Here is a 12,310-nt window from a genome sequence, read left to right as displayed (position 1 = left end):
TACCGGCAATTTACCGTTGCGCTTCCTAGACTGTATTGATCCCGCCACAAGCGGCGCGCTTCCCCTGGAGGCATCGATCATGAGACACCCCGCATTGCGTCGTTCCGCGCGGCATGCGAAGCGCGGTCCCCGGCCAGTCGAGACCACCGTCGAGCCGGCAGTGGCCCCGGACCCCGCCGCGCAGAACCGGATCGCGCCGCACACGCCGCCGGACGGCGAGCACAACCAGGGCGGCGTGCGGCAGGAAGGCCTCGAATACCAGCGCGATCTGGGCTCCGAGCAAGACGCCTGAACGCCGCCGCGTTGGCACGCGACGGGCACCTAACCGACGGGCGACCCGAGCCGGCGCCGCCCGAGCGGGCTCCGCAGCCTGTGCCGGTCCTCGCGCGACGAAGATTCTGGCTGCGCCCGATAACGAAGAAAAATCTTCTTCGCGACTTGTCAGGAGGCGCGTGCTTTTACTCGCCCGTCACATTTGCACACAATTTCCTTTCGGATATCTTCGAGATCGGCACGGGACTTGCATGCACCGTTTTGGCGCATATCCGCATACAACGAAACAATGGAGCACTAATGAGCAGATTGATCGTGGTATCGAACCGTGTCGCGCCGATTCAGGAAGCGCGCCCCGCGGCGGGCGGCCTCGCCATCGGCGTGCTCGACGCGCTGAAGGAGACAGGCGGCGTCTGGTTCGGCTGGAGCGGCGAAACGGTGAGCGAACCGTCCGCGCCCGTGATCGAGAAACAGGGCAACGTGACGTACGCGACGGTGGGCCTCACCAAGCGCGACTACGATCAGTACTACCGTGGATTTTCGAACACGACGTTGTGGCCGACCTTCCACTATCGCAATGATCTGTCGCGCTACGATCGCCAGGAATATGCGGGTTACCAGCGCGTCAACGCGATCTTCGCGAAGCAGCTCAAGGAGCTGCTGCGACCGGACGACATCATCTGGGTGCACGACTACCATCTGCTGCCGTTCGCGCGTGATCTGCGCGAGCTCGGCGTGCAAAATCCGATCGGCTTTTTCCTGCACATTCCGTTTCCGGTGCCCGAGGTGCTGCGCACGATTCCGCCGCACGAGGAACTGGTCAAAGCGATGTGCAGCTACGACGTGATCGGCTTCCAGACCGAAGCGGACCGCCAGTCGTTCGTCGACTATGTCGAGCGCGGCCAGCACGGCACGTCGAGCGAGGACGGCATCGTTCACGCGTATAACCGTTTCCTGAAAGTCGGCGCCTATCCGATCGGTATCTATCCGGACGCGATCGCGAAAGCCGCCGAGCAGTTCACCGACCGCAAGCCCGTCAAGAGCCTGCGCGACGGCATGCGCGGCCGCAAGCTGATCATGAGCGTCGACCGGCTCGATTATTCGAAGGGGCTGGTCGAGCGCTTCCAGGCGTTCGAGCGTTTGCTGCAGAACGCGCCGGGCTGGCACGGGCGGGTGTCGCTCGTGCAGATCGCACCGCCGACGCGCGCCGACGTGCAGACCTATCAGCGTATCCGTCAGACCCTGGAAGGCGAGGCGGGCCGCATCAACGGCCGCTTCGCGCAGCTCGACTGGACGCCGATCCAGTATCTGAACCGCAAGTACGAGCGCAATCTGCTGATGGCGCTGTTCCGGCAGTCGCAGGTCGGCTACGTGACGCCGCTGCGCGACGGGATGAATCTCGTTGCGAAGGAGTACGTTGCATCGCAGGACCCGGCCGATCCGGGCGTGCTAGTGCTGTCGCAATTCGCCGGCGCCGCCGAGCAGTTGCCGGGCGCGCTGGTCGTCAATCCGTTCGATCTGTCGCAGATGGCCGAAGCGCTCGAGCGCGCGCTGTCGATGCCGCTCGCCGAGCGCCAGGCGCGTCACGCGGACATGATGAAACCGCTGCGGGAGAACAACCTGTCGGTGTGGCGCGATACCTTCCTCGACGATCTGCGCAATGTCGCGACCGCCGCTTCGGTGACGGCCAAAGCGGTAAAGCTCGCTGACGTGACGGCATCGTCCTGAGCGGACGGGCGCCCCCCGCTGCGGCGGGCGGTGCGGATGCCGATCACGTCCTCGCGCAGCGCGGCAGCGAAGATCGGAGAACGAAGTAAAAGCACAAGAAGGGCGCGCATCGCGTTGCGGCGATGCGCGCCCTTTGGCGTTTTGCGCGACCCGCGCAGCCCATCATGCGTGCTGCGGAGCGTTGTGCGTGACCCGCAGCGTGCTGACTACCGCCGCGACCGCCGCGAACCCGGCGGCCACATACAGCGCGATGACCGGTCCATGCTGCGGCGCGACCCCGAAAATCAGCGCGACCAGCGCCGCGCCGAGCGTCTGCCCGGTCAGGCGCGCGGTGCCGAGCATCCCGCTCGCGCCGCCGCTGCGCTCGCGCGGCGCCGAAGCCAGCATCGTGCGATTGTTCGGCGACTGGAAGATGCCGAAGCCGGCGCCGCACAGCGCCATCCGCCACGCGATCTGCAGCGCATCCGGATGCGGGCCGAGCGTCGCCAGCAGCAGTAGTCCGGCGGTCAGCGCGGCGAGGCCGATCCCGCCGAGCCAGCCCGCCGACAGCTTGTCCGACAGCACCCCCGAGAGCGGCGCCGCGATGATGATGATCGCGGGCCACGGCGTCATCAAGAGCCCGGTCTCGACCTGCGACATGCCGAGCGTTTCCTGCAGCATGAACGGCAGCGACACGAAGGCCAGCATCTGCGCGCAGAACGAACAGACCGACGTGCCGACCGACAGCGCAAACACCGGAATGCGCAGCAGATCGATCGGCAGCAGCGGCGCGGTCTGGGTCAGTTGGCGGCGCACGAAGAAGTAGCCGATCACGAGCGCGCCGAGCGCTTCGAGCGTCACGTAGCCGAAATTCTCGCCGTGACCGAGCCCATCGACCGCGAAAATCAGCAGGCCGAATACGAACGCGTTCATCACCGCGCTCAGATAGTCGTACGGCGATTCGTGGCCGGGGTTCAGCGGCAGCGCCTTGAAGCCGCCGATGATTGCCGCGATGCCGATCGGCACGTTGATCGCGAACAGCCACGGCCACGTCGCGACCGCGAGCACGCCCGACGCGACGGTCGGCCCGACCGCCGACGACACCGCGACCACCATCGCATTGAGCGCGACGCCGCGCCCCAGTTGCCCGGGCGGATAGATCATCCGCACCAGCGCGGTGTTCACGCTCATGATGCCGGCCGCGCCGAAGCCTTGGGCCACGCGCGCGAGCGCGAGCGTCGGCAGCGAAGTGGACAGCGCGCAGCCGAACGACGCGATCGTGAACAGGATCAGCCCGGACAGATAGATGCGCCGGTAGCCGATCCGGTCGCCGAGCGACGCGAGCGGCAGCAGCGAGATCGTGATCGCCAGCTGGTACGCGTTGACGACCCAGATCGACGCGGCGGGACTCGCGTTCAAAGTGCGCGCGATGGTCGGCAGCGCGACGTTGGCGATCGCGCTGTCGAGTACCGCGAGGGTCAGCGCCAGCGCAATGGTGAGCATCGCCCAGTAGCGTTGCGGTACCGGCAGACCCAGTTCGGCGCCGTTCGCGAAGGCGGGCTTGGCGGACGGCGGGGGGCCGTCGTTGCGCGAGGGTTGTGCGTGCATCGATTGTTGGAGTTGTAGTGGGGCGCCGCGCGCTGCCGGTTATTTGAGTTCGTAGAGACCCGTGTGGGTCGTCGAGTCGATTTCGTTCAGATGCGTCATGAAGCGCGCGATCGCGTTGGTGGTTTCCGCGCCGATTTCCAGATACGGGACCTTCAGCGCATGCAGCCGGAAGATGTAGCGATGCGTGCGGTCGCCGCGCGGCGGCGCGGCGCCGCCGAAGCCGACCGTGCCGTAGTCGTTGCGCAGCTGCAGCGCGCCTTGCGGCAGCAGCGAGCCGTCGGCCTTGCCGGCGTTGCGCGGCAGCGAACGGGCATCGGCCGGGATGTTGACCACGACCCAGTGCCAGAAGCCGCTGCCGGTCGGCGCGTCGGGATCGTGAACGGTGAGCGCGAAGCTTTGCGTATCCGCGGGCGGTGCTTCCCATTGCAGCGACGGCGAGATGTTTTCGCCGTCGACGCCGAACGCCCTGTCGTCGTATTCCTGGGCTTTCGGCATGAAGCCGTTGGTGGGAAAGTCGTCGGACCAGAGACGGAAGTCAGCCATGATGTGTCTCCCTTGTTGATTGATTCTGGGATCGTCGGAACGGGCGATGCCGCGGCGGCTGGGGTGTCCGGCGTGCATGCAAAGCGTGCCGCGGAGCAGTTGGACGGGCCGCGCCGGCATGCGCAAAACTCCCGGCAAGCCTCGCCGCGGCGCACCTCGCAAGCGCTACGGGTTAGCTCGTCGAGTGTAGCACCAGCCACCGGGACACTTGCGCCGCTCGCGCACCCTGGACGCGCGGTTCAGCGCCGTTTCAACCGCGTTCCTCGAACTGGGGCGCGTCGCTTTTGAGCCAGTCGACCAGCCGTTCGAGCACCCCCGCGATATCGCGATTGGCGCCGCGCAATGCGCATTCCCACACCACCGCGACACGCCAGCCGCTCGCCAGCAGCGCGGCGCGCACCTTGTCGTCGTTGCTGCGATTGCGGCCGATCTTCTCGCGCCAGAACTCGGGGCGGGTCTGCGGCCACTTGAACAGATGGCAATCGTGGCCATGCCAGAAGCAGCCGTGCACCAGCACGACCGCGCGATAGCGCGGCAGCACGATGTCGGGACGGCCGGGCAGGTCGCGCGCGTCGAGCCGGAAGCGAAAGCCCTGCCGATGCAGCAGGCTGCGGATCAGAATCTCCGGCTTGGTGTTGCGGCCGCGGATGCCGGACATCATCCGGCTGCGGGTCGCGCTATCGACGATATCGACCATCGTCAGCTGCCGGACGAAGCGTGCGCGGCGCGGCGGCCGCGCGGCTGATGGGGGCGGTCATGCATGCAGCGGTTGCGGGTGTCGGGACGCATCGCGGGTCGGTTTGGCGAGCAGGGCTTGCACGTGCGGCAGCATGATACGCGCCACTTCGCGCATCACCGGCATCACCACGCTGTTGCCGAATTGCCGGTACGCCTGGGTATCGCTGACCGGAATCCGGAAGGTGTCGGGAAAGCCCATCAGACGCGCGCATTCGCGCGGCGTCAGGCGCCGCGGGCGCAGCGTTTTGCCTTGATAGACGAGGATTTCGGAGCCGTCCTTGTGATAGCGCGCCGACAGCGTGCGCGTGACGCTGTCCGGATAGGCCATCCCGAAACCGAAGCCGTTGCCCGCCGCGCGATGCTTGGCCGCGTAGTTCTGCAGATAGGCCCACAGCTTCGGTGTGAGCGTGTACTTCGGCTGCACGCGGCGCGCGGCGTGGTCGAAGAAGCGGTCGTGATCCCACGGCAGCACCGGCTCGCTGCCGTCGGTGCGATGCAGGATCGAGCCGAGCCGCGGCGCGTGCTCGGGCAGGCGCAGATCGTCCCACGTGAACGCAGTCTTGCCGCGAAAGCCGACGATGATGATCCGCTCGCGGTGCTGCGGCGTGAAATGCTGCCCGTCGATTACTCGGTAATGCACCTCGTAGCCGAGCTCGTCGCGCAGCGTTTGCAGGATTACGTCGAAGGTGCGGCCCTTGTCGTGCGACAGCAGGTTCTTCACGTTTTCGAGCAGGAACGCGGCGGGGCGCTTTTCGGCGATGATCCGCGCGACGTCGAAAAAGAGCGTGCCCTGGGTCGTGCATTCGAAGCCGTGCGGCCGGCCCAGCGCGTTTTTCTTGCTGACCCCCGCGATCGAGAACGGCTGACACGGAAAGCCGCCGAGCAGCACGTCGTGGTTCGGCACTTCCTCCGCGGGGAACGAGACGATGTCGCCGATCAGCGCATGCTCCGCGCCGGCCGGATAGTTGTCGCGATAGGTGCGGGTCGAGAAGTCGTTCCACTCGCTGGTGAACACGCACTCGCCGCCGTGCGCCTCGAAACCCATGCGGATGCCGCCGATGCCCGCGAACAGATCGATGAAGCGGAACGACGCCGCGTCGCCCGTGTGGTTCGCCGCGCGCGCGCCTTGTTGCAGCAGATCGCGCAGTGCCGGCTCCAGCATCGCGGGACAGGGCGTTTCGCCTTTTTCCCAGCGACGTACCGTCTTGATGTCCTTGCCGACGTGCGCGGCGATTTCGCGTTGGGTGAAGCGGGCGCGCGCCTGCCGGAGCAGGTCGAGCGGGGCGGCGAGGGTCACGTGGCGTCCTTGCTGGGAATTTTTGCGGACATTATGACCTAAGGTCGTCCCATTTCCCTCGTTTTAGCGGCGCCGGATCCAAATTTTTCTGCTAGCTGTCGCAATGCCGGTTCGTCGGCGCCGAAATCGGCCTGTCATGAATCGATGGGTACGCTTGCGACGTGACGCGAATTCCCCGCGTTGCGATGTGTGTTGGCGGCCGCGACCTTGTACGCGGCCGTTTTTTTTGCGGGCGTGGCAAAGCGCGTGACCGGGCGGCACGCATGCGTTTGCGGTGGTGTTTCGTGGGTATGGCGGGGGTGCGGTTTCGAGGCGCGACTGACACGCGCGGCACGCCGCGCGGACGGTCAGCGCGAGCGTCGGGACTGCGCCGCCTTGGCCGGCCGAGGCGGCGTGAAGGCCGCCCATTCCCCCTGCGGGGTGGTTTCGAGGTGCTGAAGTTGCAGCAGCAGACTGTCGATTTTGCACAGTTGCGCGTGGCCGAGTTCGCCGACATCGAGCAGCGCGCTCAGGCGTTTGCGCCAATAGGAGGCCGGCAAAATCGGGCCGCCGAAGTCGCCATGCAGCGATACGTGCATGACGCGCGCGATATGGGCGATCTCCTGATCGATCAGCTTGGCTTGCGGCGATCCCGACGGTGTGGCGAGTGTGCTGTCCATGGCTCCTCCCTGAGCACCATTACGGCGGCGCGCGGCGAAACTTTAGGGCACTCGATGAAAATTTTTTCGCGATTCTTCGCGATTCGTCCAACGCCCCGATCGATGCGCGCGCGGGCGCCGCGGCGGTGGCGGGCATAGCCGTTGCTGCTTCCCGATACCGGTGGAAAGCCGCGCCGGCATTTCTGTCCAACGAAGATATCGGAGTCCAATATGAACAAGGATCAAGTAAAGGGCGTGGGTGAACAGGTCAAGGGCAAGGTCAACGAGGCCGTTGGCAAGGTCACCAACGATCCGGCGAAGGAACTCAAGGGCGACCTGCAGCAAGGCGCCGGCAAGGTGCAGAAGGCCTATGGCGATGCGAAGGAGGACGCCAAGGACGAGGCGAAGCGTCGTAACCCGTGAGCCGGTCCGGCATAGCCGGCAGTAACGGAGGAGGCGTCGCGCGTGCCGCGGCGCCTTTTTGTTTGCGGCGTTAGGAGCTTTAGAGGCGTTTAGCGGGTTGGGGCAGCGAGTTGGGCTGGTTGGCGCGACGCGTTCCGTATCGGTGTGCATCGCGCTCGCCGCTTGCCGGCGAACCTGCCTGGGAGTAACCCGTGATCGCACGAAAGGCCGTTTCGCGGGCGGTGCGACGCATTTAGACTGGGCGCAATCCCACCAGGAGAAAAGCGCCAATGACACCCGAAAAGATACTTTCGATGTTCGAACGGCAGTACCTGGAAGGCAAGACCCCGCCCGATCTCGAAGCGACGTGTGCGGGCTTCGCGACATGGCTGTCGACCGCCTGGGAACTGCTCGACGGCAACGAGAAGACGCTGCTGCTGTCGGTCGGCGCGTCGCTGTGGCGCGAGGGTTTCAACCTGCGCGCCGGGACCGCGACCAAGGACTTGTGGTGACACTGCTGGTGCGATGGCAGGCGTGAGTCGGCGGCGGTGACGCGCGTCCGGCGGGCCGATGCGGCGGCGCGGGCGTGATCGGGAGTTTCGCCTGGCCGCGCACGCGCTGAGCCGAGTCGGTTTATATTGGGCGCCTCTGCCATTTCTCTCACCGAGGCGACCTGAACCCATGACCGATCTGTCCGCGCAGTTGTCCGCATTTCCGATCACGAAAAAATGGCCGGCCGAGCATCCGGAGCGCATCCAGCTTTATTCGCTGCCGACGCCGAACGGCGTCAAAGTGTCGATCATGCTCGAGGAAACCGGCCTCGGGTACGAGCCGCATCTGGTGCGTTTCGATACCAACGACCAGATGACGCCCGAGTTTCTGTCGCTGAGCCCGAACAACAAGATTCCGGCGATCCTCGATCCGAACGGTCCGGACGGCAAGCCGCTGCCGCTGTTCGAGTCGGGCGCGATCCTGATCTATCTCGCCGACAAGAGCGGCCAGCTGATTCCGCGCGATAGCGCCGGTCGCTACGAAACGATCCAGTGGGTGATGTTCCAGATGGGCGGGATCGGACCGATGTTCGGCCAGGTCGGCTTCTTCCATAAATTCGCCGGCAAGGAGTATGAAGACAAGCGGCCGCGCGATCGCTACATCGCCGAATCGAAGCGGCTGCTCGGCGTGCTCGAACAGCGCCTCGCGGGACGCGCATGGGTGATGGGCGATCAGTACACGATCGCGGATATCGCGATTTTTCCGTGGGTGCGCAATCTGATCGGTTTTTACGAAGCGGGGGAGCTGGTCGGGATTCAGGACTTTCCGAACGTGCAGCGGGCGCTGGCGGCGTTCGTCGCGCGGCCGGCGGTGACGCGGGGGCTGGATATTCCGAAGCGGCCCGGGTGATGGATCGATGGTGCGCGCGTTGGTAGTCGCGCGCTGATTGATGATTGCTGATTGAAGCGAAAAGCCCCGCGGCGCGATGCGTGCGGGGCTTTTGTTTATCGAGGCGATAGGGGCAGCAAAAAGCCCCGTAGCGCGATGCATACGGGGCTTTTAGGCAATCGGGGAGTACCTCGGAAGCTATCGGGTGGTCCCCTGACAGAATTCATACGTCAAGGATGGTAGGGATTTTTAGCGTGTTTACCGATTTTTATACCCCCACTCGTACCCCTAAAATCCGTCTCCTAAGGAAGTACGGGTGTGGTTGCCGAGGACGGCTAAAAGCAGCCGCCCGAGGTGCGAAATGCGAGGCTAGTAACTCGGCGCAAAGGTTGACGCTGGCCGCGCTTCCGCCTGCTGATCCATGACGACCAAGAAGTGTTGGCTCATTACCAACTGAAACGAACGTTTGTAGGCCGCTAGGGCTCGTTTGACACGAGCCGGATGTTGCTCAGCGTATCTGTTGAAAATTTCTCGACCTTCGCTCGAAGTACCAGTGAGCATCTCCATTGCGTACGCTTGCGCTCGCTGTTCCAGTTCCGAGACGGTCATCTCGGGCAACGGCGGGCCAAGGGCATCATCGTCCGGCAACCCTTCATAGTCTGACGTTTTCATAGCGGACCTCTCACGGAAGAATGAAAGTGCTGTACGACGTATCTAGCAGAAACCGCGCCACCGATGGAGTGTAAAACTCGTATCGGTCCGGATCCATAAACTGATGTTTCCGCCCCATAAACGACTTGAAAGGCTCGATAGGAGGGAATTCATTCAGCAGACGAGCATTGAGCAGAGGAAAGAGATCTCCAGGTCCAGGCGTAACACCCTTGCTATGCCTCATAAATCCTGCATATACCTGTTTCCCGACGTTGTCAAATTCCTGCTGATTCTTGAAGTAGTAAGGATAGAAGTCCAGATATTTGATGTAACGCCAATCAACCGCAGTCATCAGGGTCATGTCTACCACCCCAGCTTCATCGTGAGAAGGAAGGAATAGGCGGTTACAACGAAGAGGCAGAACAGCACGCTCCACGCCTTCCAGCCGATGAAATGTTCCGCCGTTAGCCCGCTCCAAGCTGCTATGACGCACAAGGCAACCAACACACCGGTGAGCACACAGCAGAATTGCCGTAAAAAAAGAAACGCGCTCGGGGGCGCCTTCATCGTGTTGACAGCGGTGACGTAGACGCTGAACAAAAATCCATAGACGCCCAGGATCAATGCGCTTAGGACTATGCACCACTCCAGGACGTCTTTTGTCTCGATCATGAACTTCGTCCGGCTCAATTACTTATTAACGACGCTATCCATTTAGTAGGAAGCTGCATGTTCGCTGGGACACATATGCCCATCCTATGAAGAGTTAAAACTCACCTCAATCGGAAGGAACCCGCAGTGTCAATGGAGAGCCAGGGATAGCATTGTTCCCTTACCAGAGAACCATGACAGATGCACAGGAGAGATGCGCGATGGTTGCCGAAATCCCGTTTTCACGTGCTGTGCTGTACGAGGAAGTCTGGGCTGATCCGCTCAGCGCTGTATCGAAGCGCTACGGCCTATCCGATAACGGACTGCGCAAGATCTGCATAAAGCTCGGCGTGCCATTCCCGCCAGTCGGCTACTGGGCGAAACTTCGCTCCGGCCAGAAGGTGACACGAACGCCGTTGCCGCAGCACGATGGACCGACAATAGTTCAAGCGCAACCCGATCTATATACGCGTCGGGTCGCTGAATCCGAGATCCAGGCCACGCATCGGGGAGTCATCGAATCTGACGAAGCGCGCCCTGAGCGGCACATTGCTCCGGTTGCCGACGGCGAGTGGCGGCATCGACTCATCAAAGGGATCGCGAAGCGCTTGAACTCGATCGACCAGCAAATCGAAGTTGAATCTCGTCCTCGAAAAAGCGAGGCAGGTCGGCCTAAGTTCGACCGAGTCGCGTTCAAGGTCACGAAGCCGGGCGGCCTGCTGGACATGGGCCCCGCCTACGCAGCGATAGTCGTGACGCCGGCAACGCGACCGCGCGCGCTTTCGATTGCTGACGCGTTTTTCGTTGCGCTCGAGGCACGAGGATTCAAGATAACCCTCCGCGACGACTGCACTGTGATCTCCTGCAAAGACGTGGTCATGCAGTTCCGAATGTCGGAGATGGCCGAAAAGTCGGATAAAGGTGTGGGATACGATGGATGGCACGCGCTCGGCCGCCTAAGAATAACGCTGCGCCAGCACGGCTACGATCGGTTCGGCCCACCGGACATGCGGGCAAGGGATGAGGCGGACGGTTCCCTCGAGGAGCAGCTCAACGAGCTTGCAGGGCGATTGAGGCGAGCGGTGTTCGGATACGAAAAGCGCGAACTCGCTCGCAAGGCGGACTCTGAATGGGCCCCCCGCGAAGAGGCCCTGCGCCAGCAAAAAGCGTGGCACGAGCAGATGGCATCAGAAGCCGCTCACCGCGAAAAGGTGGCGATAGAGGCGGTGTTTGCCGAGGCAGACCTATCGGAGGCGTTGGACCGACGTCGACACTATTTGGATCGTCTCGAAGGCGTCGCGCGGGAGCGAGGGATCGACGTCTCTGGGCAGTCTTCGGTCGGCCTATGGCTCGCGTGGGCACGCGCAGCCTGTGATTCGCGAGACCCGAGATTTGCGCGCGTGGACTCCTTCACCAGTTCGGCTGTTCGCTCGGGCTCGGTGTGAGGCACCGGCGGAATCGGCACTGATGTCCGTGTTTTCTCTTTCTCATTTTGAAGCGCGCCGACGGAATCAAAGCAAGGAGCGCGTAGTCAACATAGCATTACCCGACACTATTGGACTGTGAGGATGGCACTACGATCGGAGGCAGATTGGGTTCCTTTGGATGAAGCTGCCAAACACATGGGGCGCAGTCTTCAGCGGATAAAGAGCAATATGCGCAACGGTCGTTTGCAGCGTGGAGTGCATTTCCGAAGGACAGACGACGGGCTCGAACTCAACATCTACGAGTATCGCCTATGGCTGGATGAGCAACGCGAGCGGCGCAGGCTCCCGCTTGTCGAGCGAGTCCTTGCGGGAATCGAAGACAGCAAAAAGAGGATCGAGGGCGCGATCGATAGCGCACGCCCGTTGCCGCGTGAGGCCGAGACAGGGCCATCCGTGGCGCTGCCGCCGAAGAATCCAAAGCTTATTCCGCTGGAGGTCTGGGCGAGAGAAATGTTCGGCGAGCTTGCGCCACATCGCAATACACTCCTCAACTGGCGCAGAAACGCAAGAATTTGGCCGCTACCAATAAAGGTTGGAGGCAGGTATTTTGTGAGCCCGGACGCCGAGTACATAGATCCAAGCAGCGAAAGAATACGGCGCATGCCGTCAAGGCTTCGATGGAAGGTCACATCTGCGATCAAATATTGCTTCGGGACGGTCCCGGCCTCGTCGCCCGATACTTTTAGCGACGGGATCAACACGCTGATAAGCTTGTTTGGCGCCCAAAGGTTCGTGTACATGTCCCGCCAGTTATCGACGACGACACGAACAACCTCGGAGAGTCCGCGCCTGCGGGCAACTTCCCATAGCGCTCGCTGCTTGCCGACATCCCATCCCAGTTGACCGGCTTCAGTGATCACAATGCGGCGGCGATGCCGCGTGACATTCGGATCAGTCGCCGTAAACACTGGCGAGTTGACCGCGTTCAGATCCTG

15 protein-coding genes are annotated in these 12,310 nt (G+C 63.0%); 7 read left to right on the top strand and 8 right to left on the bottom strand.

Annotated features, from left to right (window positions below; all coding sequences use genetic code 11):
* The first annotated feature begins 79 nt into the window (after positions 1 to 79).
* On the top strand, positions 80 to 292 hold the full coding sequence (locus LJ656_RS27490) for a hypothetical protein (RefSeq protein ID WP_230512682.1): 213 nt from the start codon (positions 80 to 82) through the stop codon (positions 290 to 292).
* A 281-nt stretch (positions 293 to 573) separates the two neighbouring features.
* Positions 574 to 2,001, top strand: coding sequence for an alpha,alpha-trehalose-phosphate synthase (UDP-forming) (gene otsA / locus LJ656_RS27485; RefSeq protein WP_230512681.1), 1,428 nt, complete (start codon positions 574 to 576; stop codon positions 1,999 to 2,001).
* 162 nt (positions 2,002 to 2,163) lie between these two features.
* Here otsA and LJ656_RS27480 read toward each other — a convergent pair whose 3' ends face one another.
* The 5 genes from LJ656_RS27480 to LJ656_RS27460 all read right to left on the bottom strand — a co-directional run bounded on the left by LJ656_RS27480 (position 2,164) and on the right by LJ656_RS27460 (position 6,825).
* Complete coding sequence (locus tag LJ656_RS27480) at positions 2,164 to 3,588, bottom strand: MFS transporter (RefSeq protein ID WP_230512680.1); 1,425 nt, start codon at positions 3,586 to 3,588, stop codon at positions 2,164 to 2,166.
* Positions 3,589 to 3,627: 39 nt separating this feature from the next.
* Positions 3,628 to 4,131, bottom strand: coding sequence for a YbhB/YbcL family Raf kinase inhibitor-like protein (locus LJ656_RS27475; RefSeq protein ID WP_230512679.1), 504 nt, complete (start codon positions 4,129 to 4,131; stop codon positions 3,628 to 3,630).
* Between the two features lie 250 nt (positions 4,132 to 4,381).
* Positions 4,382 to 4,828 (bottom strand): very short patch repair endonuclease, encoded by a 447-nt coding sequence (locus LJ656_RS27470; RefSeq protein ID WP_230512678.1) that lies wholly within the window; start codon positions 4,826 to 4,828, stop codon positions 4,382 to 4,384.
* A 57-nt stretch (positions 4,829 to 4,885) separates the two neighbouring features.
* Positions 4,886 to 6,166: a DNA (cytosine-5-)-methyltransferase gene (dcm, locus tag LJ656_RS27465; RefSeq protein WP_230512677.1), complete on the bottom strand. Its 1,281-nt coding sequence runs from the start codon at positions 6,164 to 6,166 to the stop codon at positions 4,886 to 4,888.
* 347 nt (positions 6,167 to 6,513) lie between these two features.
* On the bottom strand, positions 6,514 to 6,825 hold the full coding sequence (locus LJ656_RS27460) for a hypothetical protein (RefSeq protein WP_230512676.1): 312 nt from the start codon (positions 6,823 to 6,825) through the stop codon (positions 6,514 to 6,516).
* Positions 6,826 to 7,035: 210 nt separating this feature from the next.
* Between LJ656_RS27460 and LJ656_RS27455 the strand changes: the two genes are divergently transcribed.
* The 3 genes from LJ656_RS27455 (at position 7,036) to LJ656_RS27445 (ending at position 8,607) form a co-directional block, all read left to right on the top strand.
* Entirely contained in the window at positions 7,036 to 7,227 is a 192-nt protein-coding gene (locus tag LJ656_RS27455; RefSeq protein ID WP_230512675.1) for a CsbD family protein, read from the top strand.
* 269 nt (positions 7,228 to 7,496) lie between these two features.
* Positions 7,497 to 7,718: a hypothetical protein gene (locus tag LJ656_RS27450; protein WP_230512674.1), complete on the top strand. Its 222-nt coding sequence runs from the start codon at positions 7,497 to 7,499 to the stop codon at positions 7,716 to 7,718.
* A gap of 169 nt (positions 7,719 to 7,887) precedes the next feature.
* Positions 7,888 to 8,607, top strand: coding sequence for a glutathione binding-like protein (locus tag LJ656_RS27445; RefSeq protein WP_230512673.1), 720 nt, complete (start codon positions 7,888 to 7,890; stop codon positions 8,605 to 8,607).
* 348 nt (positions 8,608 to 8,955) lie between these two features.
* Here the strand turns inward: LJ656_RS27445 and LJ656_RS27440 are convergent, their stop codons facing one another.
* The 3 genes from LJ656_RS27440 to LJ656_RS27430 are packed head-to-tail and all read right to left on the bottom strand — an operon-like array spanning position 8,956 to position 9,909.
* Positions 8,956 to 9,258 (bottom strand): hypothetical protein, encoded by a 303-nt coding sequence (locus LJ656_RS27440; protein WP_230512672.1) that lies wholly within the window; start codon positions 9,256 to 9,258, stop codon positions 8,956 to 8,958.
* Positions 9,259 to 9,268: 10 nt separating this feature from the next.
* Positions 9,269 to 9,598, bottom strand: a complete 330-nt coding sequence (locus LJ656_RS27435) for a hypothetical protein (protein WP_230512671.1) — start codon at positions 9,596 to 9,598, stop codon at positions 9,269 to 9,271.
* A 2-nt stretch (positions 9,599 to 9,600) separates the two neighbouring features.
* Complete coding sequence (locus LJ656_RS27430) at positions 9,601 to 9,909, bottom strand: hypothetical protein (protein ID WP_230512670.1); 309 nt, start codon at positions 9,907 to 9,909, stop codon at positions 9,601 to 9,603.
* A 200-nt stretch (positions 9,910 to 10,109) separates the two neighbouring features.
* Between LJ656_RS27430 and LJ656_RS27425 the strand changes: the two genes are divergently transcribed.
* Entirely contained in the window at positions 10,110 to 11,333 is a 1,224-nt protein-coding gene (locus LJ656_RS27425) for a hypothetical protein (RefSeq protein ID WP_230512669.1), read from the top strand.
* A 123-nt stretch (positions 11,334 to 11,456) separates the two neighbouring features.
* Complete coding sequence (locus tag LJ656_RS35000) at positions 11,457 to 12,218, top strand: excisionase (protein ID WP_329958907.1); 762 nt, start codon at positions 11,457 to 11,459, stop codon at positions 12,216 to 12,218.
* The last annotated feature ends 92 nt before the right edge of the window (positions 12,219 to 12,310 follow it).

Origin of the sequence: Paraburkholderia sejongensis (genome assembly GCF_020880815.1) — a bacterium.
Taxonomy (GTDB): Bacteria; Pseudomonadota; Gammaproteobacteria; order Burkholderiales; family Burkholderiaceae; genus Paraburkholderia; species Paraburkholderia sejongensis.
Note: the sequence above shows the minus strand (reverse complement) of the source record. Positions and strands in the feature narration are given on the sequence as shown.